Origin of the sequence: Pseudoalteromonas sp. P1-25, assembly GCF_001401805.1 — a bacterium.
Classification (GTDB): domain Bacteria; phylum Pseudomonadota; class Gammaproteobacteria; order Enterobacterales; family Alteromonadaceae; genus Pseudoalteromonas.
Genome location: NZ_LKDW01000050.1, coordinates 1 through 14764, shown reverse-complemented (window position 1 = coordinate 14764; position 14764 = coordinate 1). Strand labels below are relative to the sequence as shown.

The following is a 14764-nucleotide window of genomic DNA, read 5'->3' as shown; positions in this document are numbered from 1 at the left end:
CTTTTAACTTTTAACTTTTAACTTTTAACTTTTAACTTTTAACTTTTAACTTTTAACTTTTAACTTTTAACTTTTAACTTTTAACTTTTTGAGCATAAAAATGGCGCTAAAAAGCGCCATTCATAAAAGCAATTAAATTAAAGCGCTAGGCTTAAAATTTTCTTCGCTTTAGCAACGTCAATATCGCCATGTTCGCCAAGGGCTGTCATGCCGTTGCGCTCAAGGTTATTGCCAACCGCTTCAACGGCTTCTTCATCTAGGTCGTAATCGCCAAGTTTGGTTTTAATGCCCATTTGCTCAAAAAAGTCTTGAGTATGTTTAATGGTTGCATCAATCAGCTCGTTTTTGTCTTCCATATTTAGGCCAAATACACGCTCACCTAATTGAATAATTTTAGCGCGTTTTTGCTCTTGCTGAACAAACATCAGTGGCGGTAATACAATAGCAAGCGTTACAGCGTGGTCTAAGTTATAAAGCGCTGTTAGCTCATGGCCTATCATATGCGTAGACCAATCTTGTGGAACACCTTGGCCAATTAAACCATTTAACGCCATCGTTGCCGACCACATTACGTTTGCACGTACGTCGTAATCTTCTGGGTTTTCTAGGGCTTTAGGGCCTTGCTCAATTAGCGTAGATAAAATACCTTCTGCAAAACGGTCTTGCAGTGGGGCATTTACTGGGTACGTTAAGTATTGCTCAATAACGTGTACAAACGCATCAACTACACCATTAGAAATTTGGCGAGTAGGAAGCGAGAATGTGTACTGTGGGTCTAACACTGCAAACTGCGGCTGCACTATTGGTGTACCAAAGGCGCGTTTTTGCTGCGTTTCTTTACGGGTAACAACCGAGTTACCGTTGCTTTCTGACCCAGTAGCCGGAAGCGTTAATACCGCACCAATAGGCAGTGCGCTTTTTACTTCTGCGCCATTTACTAAAATATCCCAGCCATCGCCTTCGTATTTTGCTGCTGCCGCTACGTATTTAGCACCGTCAATTACACTGCCGCCGCCTACAGCTAATATAAAGCTAACGTTTTGCTCTTTTACAAGTTCAACTGCTTTAGAAAGCGTTTCGTAAGTTGGGTTCGGTTCAACACCCGAAAACTCAACAAAATCTACACCTTTAAGTGCATTTACTACATCGTCATATACGCCGTTCTTTTTGATAGAACCACCACCGTATAAAAACATGACCTTGCCTTCGCTAGGTACGCGGCTTGCGATCTCGTTAATTTGATCTTTGCCGAATAAAATCTCGGTGCGGTTTTTAAATGCAAAATTTAACATATTTGTACTCTACTTGGTTACGGGGCTTAGCCCCTTGTGCTCACTGCTTTATAAAATGGGAGTTAATCTTTAACTTACAAGTAATTAATTGCCAAATTTATAAAATAAATACGATAACGTTTAATCTTTGAATGAGCGGCAAGTGTACGCGCTCTTTACAATAAGTAGAATTCAGTTAATCTTGCTTTACCTATCGGATTTCTGATACCAAGTAATTATGTCTTACTTTGTTCAACTACGCACCTTTGTTGAAGTTTACCGCTGTAGAAATATTTCCCGTGCGGCTAAAAATTTAGGATTGTCGCAACCTGCAGCCACCGCCCATATACAAACAATGGAGTCGGTAGTGGGTAAATCATTATTTGAGCGTCGCCACCGAGGCGTTGAGCCAAGTAATGCAGCCCACGACTTAGCAGGCCAAGTGGCAAACCACCTAGATGCCATAGAGCAAAAAATAGCGTCTGTACGCACCCGCTCTAGCGATGTGAGCGGTACAATTACACTTGCAGGGCCCGCTGAATATATTAGCTATGTGGCTTCTGCCCAATTGGCTAATTTATTACAAGCAGGCAATGTTGATGTGGTCGTTATCCCAGGTAATCGCGAGCAAATTTATTCAGCGCTCGACACCGGCGTTGCCGATATGGCTATTACGGCCTCCTTGCCCGACAACAAAATTTACGACTTTGAAGTGCTCGACAGCGAAGAGCTAGTACTAGTAGCGCACCGTTTATTAGCCCAAAGCTTAGAGGGGCAAACTATTACGCCGGCACTGTTAAACACGCTGCCAGTGGTTAGTTACGACAGCCAATTACCACTTATACGCCAGTATTTTGATACCGTATTTAAGCAAAGCTGTACGTCAAAAATAATTGCACGCTGCCCCGATATACGCGCGCTCGCCGGCATAGTAAGAACCGGTGTAGGCTATACCGTGCTGCCTGATTATCTATGTCATGACGATATTCAATCAGGAAGGTTAATTAAACTTGGCCCACAAGGCCCTGAAAACAATTTATATTTGGCGTGGCGTAAAGGGGCGCTTGCTCATCCGCGGCTTAATTATGCGCGTGATGTGCTGATGGCTTTTTCTCATATTAATAAATACGCAAAATAGCTATTTAATAAAATAGCCCACCGCACGCCATTGCCCGCTACTTTTACTTAATGTTAGGGTTTCAACTGCAAGCCTTGCCGCAAATTGCGTTTTAAACTGCACAATAAGGTATTTACCCTGTGGGGCACCCGGTAAAGATGTGTATTCATTAGCGCTTATTTGTTCTCGTGTTGCCACTTTACCCAATGGCGCACGCACTGTGCTTAAGGCGCTTTTCCAGTTTGTTTTATTTAATTGCGATTTAAATAGCGCATCGGCTTGTTGCCAGCTTTTTGTATATTCTCCCGCATCGATCAACTGCAACCAATTTATTGCTACGGGCATATTTTTAGTGGCCTCGGCCCACACTGAGCAGCTTATAAACAAGCTTAAAATTAAAATGAGGGGTTTCATCATTTTTCCTTTTAATCTGGCATTAAAAGTAAATATTGCTACTTTAAATTACAACACATTAGTGAAATGGTTAACCCCTAATGTAAAAAACATTTGTGCTGTAAAGCAAAATTAAACGCTAATAGGCCCTTTATTAATGTTAGTAACTTAAAAGCTGCAGTTAACTGCAGCTTATGCTTTTGTATTTTTAACACTTAATAGGTTAAAAATGCCATTTAACCATTAGGTTGGGGTTGTGCTCTGTTTGGCCATCTACACCAAACTTATTTTTCCAATACACGTATTCTATACCTACATCAAGGCGGCCTGTGTCGAGGCCAAGCATAGGGGCAATGTTGTATTTAAGTTGTGAGGTAAAGTTAAAACCGCCTTCGCTTTTACCAAACATAGTGTCGGTACTGTCAACGATATCTAAAAAGCCATCGTACCTAAAGTTACCCTTGTTATAGCCCCACGTTACGGTTATTTGATTGTTATCTTCACGCTCTATACCTATATCGTCCTGAAAACGACGGTAATAAGCCACATTAAAGTATTGAAAACCAGGTACATCTAGCGATACGCCACCCCCTAATAAATAGTTATTTTGATCGGTATCACCTGAGCCGTATTCTGTTTGTAGCCCTAAAAACACCGCTTTAACAAAGCCTTCTTGTGGTTTGTAAAGCGTTGGGTTTATGTTTAGCTCTCCGTACACTTCATCGGGGTTACTTAATCTATCCATAAAAAAGAACGTGCCCCCCCAGGTATGGCCCGATGCATGCTCAATGGTGACTACGCTTCTGTTGTCTTCTTCGCCAGAAAACGGTTCTAGGTAATCTGCGCCGGTCATGGCGGTAATACTAAAATCTGACCAAAGCTCTTTAGCCGACACGCCCGTTGAGCAAACAGCAATTGCAGTTACTAATGCTAACTTTTTGATTGTTTTGATTTTCATTGTTAATCCCTTTTTTATAATTTTATTAGTTTAGTTAAGATGATCTGTACTTGCTGAATAATTTTCAGGCAATACCAACGTCATAACTATTGCTGTTAAACCCGACACCGTCACAGCACTTCCAAATATGGCGGTTACTAATTTAGGCGCATTTATAAATAGCTCTGGTACAAAACTAACCCCTAGCCCCATGCCTAAGCTCACCGCAATAATAAGTAAACTACGGCGATTGATTTTTTCGCTGGCGAGTATTTTCACCCCTGCGGCTGCTACGGTGCCAAACATTACAAGCGTTGCACCGCCAAGTACGGGTTTGGGTATGTTTTGTAGCACAGCCCCCACCACCGGAAACAACCCTAAAACAATCAGTATTGCACCAATCCATAGGCCAATGTACCTACTTGCTACACCTGTTAACTGAATAACCCCATTGTTTTGACTAAAAGTAGTATTTGGAAAGGTATTAAATGCGGCTGCAATCATTGAGTTAACACCATCACCTAATACACCTGCGCGTATTCGGGCTAAATAGCTTGCACCTTTAACGGGTAATTTAGACACTGCACAATTAGCGGTTATATCACCGGTCGATTCTATGGCTGTAATAAGGTATAAAAAGCCAAAGGCAATCATGGCGCCAAAATCAATATTAAAGCCGTATTTGAAGGGTATTGGCATGGCAATTAAATCAAACTCGCCCACCTCAAACTTGGCAATGCCTAAAATAACTGCAAGTATCCAGCCTACTATCATGGCTACAACCACAGCGGTAAGCCTTACCCACTGGTTTTTGCTGGCGTTAAGTAACACCACTAATGCCACCACCGAAAATCCCACAATTAAGTTACTTGCTGATGCAAACTTTTCAGGCATATTAGTTAATAACCATTGCCCGCCGCCTATGTCGGTCATACCTACTTTAATGAGGTAAACCCCAATGGTGGTGATCACCACACCGGTGACTACAGGTTTAATGACCTTGCCGAGTTTTTCTATAAAAAAACTAATAAATATCTCTACAAAGGCCGCTAAAAAGCACACTGCAAATATAGTGGCCAACACCTCATCGTTATTGCCTCCGGTGGCTTTTACAGAAAAGCCGGTGGCTAAAATAGTGCCTAAAAAAGCAAAACTGGTGCCTTGAACACATATAAGCCCTGAGCCAATGGGCCCCACACGGCGCGCTTGAATAAACGTACCAACACCCGACACAAACAACGCCATACTAATTAAATAGGGTATTTCGCTGCCAAGTCCCAATACCCCACCAATAATAAGCGTAGGCGTAATAATACTTACAAAACTTGCCAGTACATGTTGCAGGGCGGCGAAAAAGGATTCGGTCAGCCCTGGTTTATCATCTACTGCGTATAAAATGTCTTCGCACGTATTAACCGCTTTTTCTGTCCTTGCCTCACACATTGCATCGTCTGATTGCTTTATCGGCTCTAACATAGTGCTCTCCTTTAGTTTGTATAGTTAATATTGCTGCAACCAAAAATCAAAACTATTGCTTTATATCTAAAGCCAACAAACTGTCCTAATGGTCAAGTTTATTGTGTAAATATTTTTATGGCGCCTATTTAAAATGTTAAAAATAAACTTCTATAAAAAGCTATTTAGCTAACAGCTTTTACTTTATATAAAAGGGTAAATAGCTTTTTAGCCCCCACTCTTTTGTGTACTTGTTAAGCAAAACTGTGCTTTAATTAAATTACTGACCGAGCGGTCAACAATGGCATGGTATCTGCAATAAACTTACCAATGTGAAAAAGTTTTTTTCTTAGCAGCACCAAAACAACAAGAAAAAATATACGCCAAGCCTTTAAAGATCAGGGCTTTAAAAAAGTTAAGGGGGTCTGTGTGATTCAGTTTTTATTAAATGACACGCCAATAGAAGTAGAAGAATGTTCGCCAAGTCTCACCATTTTGGACTGGCTTCGCACCAAAAAAGGGAAAATGGGCACCAAAGAAGGGTGTGCAACAGGGGATTGTGGCGCATGCACAATTTTAGTCGGCGAAGAAAAAACAAACTTAAACGGTAACCCAGTTTGGCACTACCAAACCATGAACAGCTGCCTGCTTTTATTAGGTAATGCACACGCAAAACACATAGTAACCGTAGAGGCTGTAACAGCGGGGCTTTACCCTACACTTAACGATTTACACCCAGTACAACGCGCATTGGTTGAGTGCCATGGTTCGCAATGTGGTTTTTGTACCCCCGGCATAATAATGAGCATGCTGGCGCTTTATATTAATAATCCGAGTTACCCAGGTAAAAAAGCCGCTATTCATGCACTAGGGGGTAATTTATGTCGTTGTACGGGTTACAGCCCTATTTTACTTGCAGTTGAAAAAGCTTATAGCTACGAGCGTAAAAACGAGCCTTACTCAGCCCTAGCGGCTCAGTTTAAAGCTTCACTTAATACGCAATATGATGACGATGTTCCATTTTTAAAAAATGGCCCCCGCAAATTCTACTTGCCACAAAATGCTAAGCAGCTAGTTGAACTAAAAGCACTATATCCGCAGGCACACTTGGTTGCTGGTGGCACCGATTTTGCCATTGAGCTTAACCAAAACATGCTATTGCCTGATGTAATAATATCGCTAAGCCAAGCTAAAGAGCTGTGCACATTAAGCGATAACAACGGCGAGCTACATATTGGTGCAGCACTCCCTTACAGCCAATTTGTAGACGCATTTTACACTTACTACCCTGAGTCTAAGGAGCTGTTTGAACGCCTTGGTTCTAACCAAGTACGTAACAGTGGCACCTTAGGTGGCAGCATAGGAAACGCCTCTCCTATTGGCGATCCGGCCCCATTATTAATTGCACTTAATGCCACTATGGACTTATTAAGCGCAGCAGGCACACGCACTATAAACGTGGCCGACTACTTTATTGATTACAAAAAAACAGTCATTAAAAGCGACGAAGTCATTAGCAAAATTACCGTACCTAACCGCCCAGACTCATTAAAGCTTGCGTGTCATAAAATTTCAAAACGCTTTGAAGATGATATATCTACTGTGTGTTTAGTACTGGCTATAGAGCAAACACAAGGTGTGATTAGCAATGCCCGCTGCGCCATGGGCGGTATGGCTGCCATACCCAAACGCGCTGCGCATATAGAGCAAAAGCTTAATACTCAGCCATTAGAAGTAAGCACGTTTATAGATGCGGCGAATGGTATAAATGATGACTTTGCACCCATGAGCGATGTACGCAGCAGCGCACATTACCGCACTACGGTAAGCAAAAACTTGCTGCAGCGTATTGGTATTGAGTTTGGCGGTGCACAGCCAAGCAGCAATAACAATAATAACAACATTGCCATTACGAGGATTTCCCATGCGTCACTTTGAAATGGATAAACTAAAAACCCAAGGCGGAAGCGTTGGCCAATCTAAATACCACGAAAGTGCAATAAAACAAGTATGTGGCAATGCAAACTACGCCGACGATAACCCAGAGCCCCATGGCTGCTTACACGCCTACCCTGTGCTTGCGCCGATTACCAGCGGCTTTATTAAATCAATTGATACAAGTAAAGCGCTTGAAGTGGCAGGTGTTAAACGTATTTTATCGGCTGATGATGTACCCGGTAAGCTTGATATTGGCCCAGTATTTCCAGGTGATGTACTGCTTACTAACCATGAAATTCAATACCACGGGCAACCAGTGCTGATAGTCGTTGCCAAAAGCTATGCCATTGCGCGCCGCGCTGCTCGCTTAGTGGTTATAGAGTGCGAGCAAATTACCCCCATACTTGATATTAAAGAAGCCATAAAAAAAGAGCATTGGGTAAGGCCGCCACATTCACTTAACCGTGGTAATAGCGAGCAAGCCATAAATAATGCAGCTCACCAGCTTAAAGGCGAAATACACATAGGCGGGCAAGAACACTTTTACCTTGAGGGACAAATAGCACTTGCTCAGCCCGATAACGACGGTGGGATTCATGTGCAGTGTTCTACACAGCACCCAACAGAGGTGCAGCACTTAGTTGCTAAAATTTTAAAAAAGCCATTTAGCTTTGTAAACGTAGAAACCCGCCGTATGGGCGGAGCCTTTGGCGGTAAAGAAACTCAAGGCGCACCGTGGGCTTGCCTTGCAGCGCTTGCGGTTTACCACCTTGGCTGCGCCGTTAAAATGCGCCTAGCCCGCAGCGACGACTTTAAACTTACCGGTAAACGCCACCCATTTTATAATCAATACCATGTAGGGTTTGACGAAAATGGCCTAATTGAAGGCGCTGATGTAACCGTAAATGGGTTTTGTGGCTACTCGCCTGACTTATCTGATGCCATTGTCGACCGTGCAATGTTTCATGCTGATAACGCGTATTACTACCCTGCTGCCACCATTAAGGGGAATCGCTGTAAAGTAAACACCGTAAGCCACACTGCATTTAGAGGATTTGGTGGTCCGCAGGGCATGATCATGTCGGAGCTAATAATGGACGACATTGCCGCTAAATTAGGTAAAGATCCGCTTGAGATCCGAAAACTTAATTTATACAAAAAAGGCCGCGACACCACGCCGTATCATCAAACCGTAGAGCAGCATATTTTAAAAGATATGATAAGCCAGCTTGAGGAGTCGGGTGATTACTGGGCGCGAAAAAAGGCAATTAAAGCTTTTAACGCATCATCGCCTATAATCAAAAAAGGCCTTGCAATGACGCCGGTTAAATACGGTATATCGTTTACCGTACAACACTTAAACCAAGCGGGAGCACTCGTGCATGTTTATAGTGATGGCTCGATACATTTAAACCATGGCGGCACCGAAATGGGCCAAGGGCTTAATACAAAAATAGCGCAAATAGTAGCCCATGGCTTTGGCGTTGATTTTGACGCAGTAAGCATAAGCGCGACCCGTACCGACAAAGTACCAAACACCTCGCCAACCGCCGCATCAAGCGGGACTGATTTAAACGGCATGGCGGCGCTAAACGCGGTAAACACCATAAAAGAGCGTTTAATAAACTTTATAAGTGAGCACTTTGAGGTAGACAGCCAAAGTATTGTATTTAAAGATAATCTCATTACCTTTAGTAAAGGCGAAATTAGCTTTAGCGAACTTGCAAACCTTGCCTACATGAATCGTATATCGCTTTCATCAACCGGTTATTACGCAACGCCTAAAATTCATTACGATAGAGCCAAAGGCGAAGGCCGGCCATTTTTTTACTACGCGCATGGCGTAGCACTGAGTGAAGTAGAAATCGATACGCTGACAGGCGAAAACACTGTAACGCGTGTTGATATACTGCACGATGTGGGCAGCTCAATTAACCCAGCACTTGATATAGGGCAAATTGAAGGGGCTTTTGTACAAGGTATGGGCTGGCTTACTACCGAAGATTTACAATGGAATGATAAAGGCCAGCTTGCAAGCTTTGGCCCTGCTAACTACAAAATTCCGGCTATTGGCGATACCCCTGCCGAATTTAACGTCAATTTATATAACTCGGCCAACCCAGAAACCACCGTATTTAGATCAAAAGCCGTAGGCGAGCCACCGTTTATGTTGGCCTTTAGTGTGTGGAGTGCGATTCGTAATGCTATAAGCAGTGTAGCCGATTACAAGTACACAGCCCCACTTGATACACCTGCTACACCCGAGCGTGTATTAAATGCAATTGATCAAACCGCTAGCTGGTTTAAGGAGCATCAACATGGCTAATTTAAATGAGTCGTTTCAGGGTTTTCATACGCAAAATTGGGCGCAAGCTATAAACGAGCACGAACAAAGCGGCACTAACTATGTTATTGCGACAGTACTAGGCACCAATGGCTCAACCCCACGTGGTACCGGCTCTAAAATGGTAATAAGTGGCGAGCATATCTACGACACCCTTGGCGGTGGTCACCTTGAATACGTAGTAATAGAAAAAGCCCGCGAGCTCCTTGCCAAAGGTGAGGCCGCGCAAGTGATAGAGCAATTTAACCTAGGGGCAAATTTAGGCCAGTGCTGCGGGGGAGCTGCCACCGTTATGCTTGAGTGCATGCAATGCGAGCGCTTTACCCTCGACATATACGGCGCAGGACATGTAGCACAAGCACTTATTGGTATATTGGCACAGCTGCCTATGCGTATACGTTGGATAGATAGCCGCGCCGATGTATTCCCACAATCAATCCCTAATAACGTAGTAAAAGTGGTTGATGAAGAGCCAACAGAGCAAGTAAAACGCGCGCCCAAAGCTAATAATTACTTAATACTCACCCATAACCACCAGCTCGATTTTGCGCTTACACAAGCCATTATTAAACGCGCCGATGCCAATTGGCTTGGCGTTATTGGCTCAGATACCAAAGCAAAACGCTTTAAACAGCGCTTAGCTCATCGCAACTTTACCACCGAGCAAATAAAGCAAATGGTCTGCCCTGTAGGGCTTGAAAATGTAACGGGCAAGCTCCCTATGGAAGTGGCTATTTCGATTAGTGGGCAATTAATTGGCCTTTACCAGGCTATGCAAACCCATGCGCCTAAACGTCAAGGTGTGCAATGGCGTGCACTTAAAAATGCCCTAATTAGCACCGCGCAAGAGGAAGAAAACGCATGAGTAGCTTAAAAATTAACACCCTAAATGAAGCGCAAGCGCATCAAGCCTTAGAGCACTGCTGCGCCGCCCCTAATTGGGTGAGCGGTATGCTAAATAGCATGCCATTTGAAAATAAAGAGCACTTATTTAACAGCGCACAAAGCGTATGGGATAGCCTAGGCGAGAGCGATTATTTAGCCGCTTTTGAAGGCCACCCGCAAATAGGTGATTTATCAACATTAAGTAAAAAGTACGCCGCTACAGCGCAAAAAGCGGGGCACGAGCAATCAGGAATGAGCAAAGCAAACGAGCAAACCCTTAAAAAAATGATTGCACTAAATAAAGAATACCTCAGTAAATTTGGCTTTATATTTATTGTGTGTGCCAGCGGCAAAAGTGCTGAGCAAATGCTTGAACTTATTGAGCAGCGTATACACAACACCCGTAGCACAGAGCTTAATATAGCCGCGGGCGAACAAGCTAAAATAACAAAAATAAGATTGGAGTCATTGCTATGAATAAAAGCCCTATCACTACCCATATTCTCGATACCAGCACAGGCAAACCTGCAGCAAATGTAGCTGTACAATTGTTTATACACACTAATAGCGAGTGGGAATTAATTGCCCAAGGTAAAACAAATAGCGACGGGCGTATTACCGACTGGCTAAATACAGACGTAGAATTTGCAACCTATAAGTTGGTATTTGATTTAGATAGTTACTATGAAAACCAACCTACCCCAGCGTTTTACCCAGAAGCGCAAATAACCTTTAGATTACAAGATAAAAAACACCATCATATTCCGTTATTGCTTAGCCCATTTGGCTACTCAACGTACAGAGGCAGCTAACAATGAGCACGCAAAATAATAAAATGACCGTAATTTGTGCCAACATACTCGATTTTGTTGATGACCCCGCCATCGCAGGCGAAAGCGCCCATCGCTATTTTGAAAAAGGCGCGTTAGTTATTCAAAACGGTAAAGTGGTTAACCTTGGTTACGAGCAAGACATACTGCCAAGCTTAAATAAATCAGCCACTATTATTCGCCACGATGGCAAATTGGTTATGCCCGGCATGATAGACACCCACATACATTTGCCGCAAACCGAAATGGTAGGCGCGTATGGCGAGCAGCTTTTAAGCTGGCTTACCGAATACGCCTTCCCCACCGAAAAAAAGTTTACCTGTGAGCATTATTCAAAAGACATATCTAACCGTTTTTTAGACGAGCTACTACGTAATGGCACCACTACCGCTTTGGTGTTTGGCACTGTGCACCCGCAATCGGTTGATGCATTTTTTAACGAATCACAAAAACGTAATTTACGCATGATTGCCGGTAAGGTGATGATGGACAGAAACTGCCCTGACGATTTATCAGATTGCGCGCAAACCAGTTACGAACAATCAAAAGCACTGATAGAAAAATGGCATAATGTGGATAGATTAAGCTATGCGGTAACACCACGTTTTGCGCCTACCTCTACCCCAGAGCAACTTCAAAAATGTACTCAATTATTAGAAGAATACCCCGACACCTACCTGCATACGCACCTATCTGAAAACAAAGACGAATGTGAATGGGTAAAAGGATTATTCCCCGAGGCTGAAGATTACCTTGGCGTTTACGAGCAAGCTAAAATGGTGCGTAAACGCTCGGTATTTGCCCATAGCATTTACTTATCTGAGCGTGAGCTTTGCTGCCTTGGCGATAACAATGCGGCTATATCGCACTGCCCTACCTCTAACTTATTTTTAGGCTCGGGCCTTTTAAATTTAAAGAGATGTGAAGAGCACGGAATAAACGTGGGTATGGGTACCGATGTAGGCGCAGGCACCAGTTTTTCTATGCTACAAACAGGTAACGAAGCGTACAAAATTCAGCAGTTACAAGGCCAAAAGTTCTCCGCATTTAAAGGCATGTATCTCGCCACCTTAGGCGGAGCACGGGCACTTGATTTAGAAGGCACCATAGGTAACTTTAATGTAGGCTGCGAGGCCGATTTTATTGTAATGGATTACGCGGCCACCTCGTTTTTAAAGTTCAGAATTGGCCATGCCAAAACCCTTCACGAACAGCTTTTTGCCATGATGATGCTAGGCGACGACCGCTGTATTGAACAAACCTATATTATGGGTAAAAGCGTGTATAAGCGCGATGCAAAAGAGCAATTTTCAACAACCCACACACCGCAATTAGAAGAGGCTTAACCTAATGGAAAACTATTTATTTGAGCTTGCTCATTTAGTGTTTAGATACTTTCACGTGGTCGCAGGTATTGCGTGGATAGGCGCCTCATTTTATTTTGTATGGCTTGATAACAACTTACAAACGCCGCCACAATGGAAACAAGATAAAGGCATAAGAGGCGATTTATGGGCAATTCATGGCGGTGGTTTTTACGAAGTAGCTAAATACCAAAATGGCCCAGAGCAAATGCCCTCAACCCTACACTGGTTTAAGTGGGAAGCCTACACCACCTGGATCAGCGGCGTGCTGTTATTTACGCTGTTATATTATGTGGGCGCAGATGTGTATTTACTCGATGCCAGTAAAAGTGAGCTAAGTAAATTTGCTGCTATTGGCGCATCACTTGGCTTTATAGGCTTAGGCTATGGTGTTTATCGGTTATTGTGTAAAAGCCCGCTTGTTGAAAACGGCAAGGCCTTTATTGCGCTCAGCGTGGGCTTTTTAGCGTTATGGACGTATGGGGTTGATCAGCTATTTAGCGACCGCGCGGTATATATTCATGTTGGAGCATTAATTGGTACCTGTATGGCCGGTAATGTATATCACATTATTATGCCCGCACAGCGTTACATGGTAAGCGAAGTAGAAGCTGGGCGCATTCCTGATTCAGCGCCGGGTTTGAAAGCAAAGCAATGCTCGGTACATAATAACTACGCCACCCTGCCGGTTATTTTTATTATGCTAAGCAATCACTTCTCGTATACCTATAGCCACGAGTTTGGTTGGTTGGTGCTTATTGGCTTTTTTATTATTGGTATGTGGATACGCCACTTTTTTAATTTAAAACACCAAGGTATTAATAAACCTTCAGTACTTATAAGCGGTATTGCCGCGTTTTTTGCGTTAATGCTAGCCATAGCACCATGGCCTAGCAGTACAACCCATGCAGGCGAAAACGCGCCGCTACAAGCAAGTATAAGCGATGCGCAAGCATGGGATATTATTAATAAACACTGTACACAGTGTCACAGTGAAACCCCTACATCAAAGCTTTTTCAAACCGCGCCGCTTGGCTTTAAGCTCGACTCACTTGCTGATGTAAAAAAAGCCAGTGCACTTATTCATACTCGCGCGGTTATTACCAAAGATATGCCATTGGCTAACATGACCAAAATGACTGATGCAGAGCGTGAAATGCTTGGCACTTGGCTTAGCGCAGTAAAAAAGGGGCAATAACATGAGCGAGCAATTTAAACACTACCCACGTGATTTAATTGGTTATGGATCACAGGTACCCCATGCAAATTGGCCTAATAGAGCCCGTATAGCCGTGCAAGTTGTATTAAATTACGAAGAAGGCGGTGAAAACAGTGTACTGCATGGTGATGCAGCGGCTGAAACGTTTTTATCAGAAATAGTCAGCGCTCCCCATGTAGAAGACCGCCACATAAGCATGGAATCTATTTACGAATATGGCTCACGCGCAGGCGTGTGGCGCTTACTTAAACTCTTTAAAAAATACGATATACCGGTCACCATTTTTGCTGTGGCAATGGCCCTTGAGCGCCACCCCGATGTAGCTAAAGCCTTTGTTGAAGCTGGGCACGAAATTGCAAGCCATGGCCTGCGCTGGATTAATTATCAACATATAGATAAGCAAACCGAGCGTGAGCACATGAAAAAAGCTATTGAGATCATTCAAACGCTTACCGGTAAAAAGCCCAAAGGCTGGTACACCGGACGCACAAGCCCTAACACGGCTGCCCTTGTGGTAGAAAATGGCTCGTTTTTATATGATGCCGACGATTACAGCGACGACTTACCCTTTTACAGTATTAAAGAAGGTAAACCTCAGCTAATAGTGCCCTACACGCTTGATGTAAACGATATGCGCTTTGCTGCAGTGCAGGGATTTAACGCCGGTGATCAATTTTATAATTATTTAAAAGATGCATTCGATACGCTGTATGAAGAAGGCGACCCACAAGGTGAAAACGCCCCTAAAATGATGTCGATTGGTTTGCATTGTCGCTTAATTGGCCGCCCTGGGCGTATTAAAGCCCTCGCACGTTTTTTTGAATATGCTAAATCGCATGAACAAGTATGGTTTGCCACGCGCGAACAAATAGCTGAGCACTGGCTTAAAACCCATCCGTATAATACCAATCCGCAATAATACTTAATCATTTTCAGGGGCTAAACGTGTCGCTATCTGCGTTAAAAAATTCTCATTTACGACTGCATGGATGCAGAAGGTAGAGCAATGCA

Annotated in this window: 13 protein-coding genes; 9 read left to right on the top strand and 4 right to left on the bottom strand. The window is 43.3% G+C overall.

The features are described from left to right. Positions 1–137: 137 nt before the first annotated feature. Complete coding sequence (locus AN393_RS18920) at positions 138–1292, bottom strand: iron-containing alcohol dehydrogenase (protein WP_055018893.1); 1155 nt, start codon at positions 1290–1292, stop codon at positions 138–140. A gap of 217 nt (positions 1293–1509) precedes the next feature. Between AN393_RS18920 and AN393_RS18915 the strand changes: the two genes are divergently transcribed. Then, a complete protein-coding gene (locus AN393_RS18915; protein ID WP_055015709.1) occupies positions 1510–2409 on the top strand; it encodes a LysR family transcriptional regulator in 900 nt (299 codons plus the stop codon). On the opposite strand, the gene AN393_RS18910 is transcribed toward AN393_RS18915, so the two are convergent. The 3 genes from AN393_RS18910 to AN393_RS18900 all read right to left on the bottom strand — a co-directional run bounded on the left by AN393_RS18910 (position 2410) and on the right by AN393_RS18900 (position 5161). Beyond that, positions 2410–2802 (bottom strand): DUF4019 domain-containing protein, encoded by a 393-nt coding sequence (locus AN393_RS18910; protein ID WP_055018892.1) that lies wholly within the window; start codon positions 2800–2802, stop codon positions 2410–2412. Between the two features lie 202 nt (positions 2803–3004). Beyond that, on the bottom strand, positions 3005–3739 hold the full coding sequence (locus AN393_RS18905) for a DUF5020 family protein (RefSeq protein WP_055015711.1): 735 nt from the start codon (positions 3737–3739) through the stop codon (positions 3005–3007). A gap of 30 nt (positions 3740–3769) precedes the next feature. After that, positions 3770–5161, bottom strand: coding sequence for a nucleobase:cation symporter-2 family protein (locus AN393_RS18900; RefSeq protein ID WP_055015778.1), 1392 nt, complete (start codon positions 5159–5161; stop codon positions 3770–3772). Between the two features lie 441 nt (positions 5162–5602). Between AN393_RS18900 and xdhA the strand changes: the two genes are divergently transcribed. From xdhA to puuE, 8 genes are read left to right on the top strand one after another with little or no spacing between them, the layout of a single operon-like run. Beyond that, complete coding sequence (gene xdhA, locus AN393_RS18895) at positions 5603–7111, top strand: xanthine dehydrogenase small subunit (RefSeq protein WP_055018891.1); 1509 nt, start codon at positions 5603–5605, stop codon at positions 7109–7111. Beyond that, entirely contained in the window at positions 7098–9437 is a 2340-nt protein-coding gene (xdhB, locus tag AN393_RS18890; RefSeq protein WP_055018890.1) for a xanthine dehydrogenase molybdopterin binding subunit, read from the top strand. Before xdhA ends, xdhB begins: the two co-directional genes overlap by 14 nt. Further along, positions 9430–10320 (top strand): xanthine dehydrogenase accessory protein XdhC, encoded by an 891-nt coding sequence (xdhC, locus tag AN393_RS18885; protein WP_055015714.1) that lies wholly within the window; start codon positions 9430–9432, stop codon positions 10318–10320. The genes xdhB and xdhC overlap by 8 nt, the downstream gene beginning before the upstream one ends. Then, positions 10317–10817 (top strand): 2-oxo-4-hydroxy-4-carboxy-5-ureidoimidazoline decarboxylase, encoded by a 501-nt coding sequence (gene uraD, locus AN393_RS18880; RefSeq protein ID WP_055018889.1) that lies wholly within the window; start codon positions 10317–10319, stop codon positions 10815–10817. The genes xdhC and uraD overlap by 4 nt, the downstream gene beginning before the upstream one ends. After that, on the top strand, positions 10814–11152 hold the full coding sequence (gene uraH / locus AN393_RS18875; protein ID WP_055018888.1) for a hydroxyisourate hydrolase: 339 nt from the start codon (positions 10814–10816) through the stop codon (positions 11150–11152). The genes uraD and uraH overlap by 4 nt, the downstream gene beginning before the upstream one ends. A gap of 2 nt (positions 11153–11154) precedes the next feature. Beyond that, positions 11155–12516, top strand: coding sequence for a guanine deaminase (guaD, locus tag AN393_RS18870; protein ID WP_055018887.1), 1362 nt, complete (start codon positions 11155–11157; stop codon positions 12514–12516). A 4-nt stretch (positions 12517–12520) separates the two neighbouring features. Then, positions 12521–13732: a urate hydroxylase PuuD gene (locus AN393_RS18865; RefSeq protein ID WP_055018886.1), complete on the top strand. Its 1212-nt coding sequence runs from the start codon at positions 12521–12523 to the stop codon at positions 13730–13732. A 1-nt stretch (position 13733) separates the two neighbouring features. Further along, positions 13734–14672, top strand: a complete 939-nt coding sequence (puuE, locus tag AN393_RS18860; protein WP_055018885.1) for an allantoinase PuuE — start codon at positions 13734–13736, stop codon at positions 14670–14672. The last annotated feature ends 92 nt before the right edge of the window (positions 14673–14764 follow it).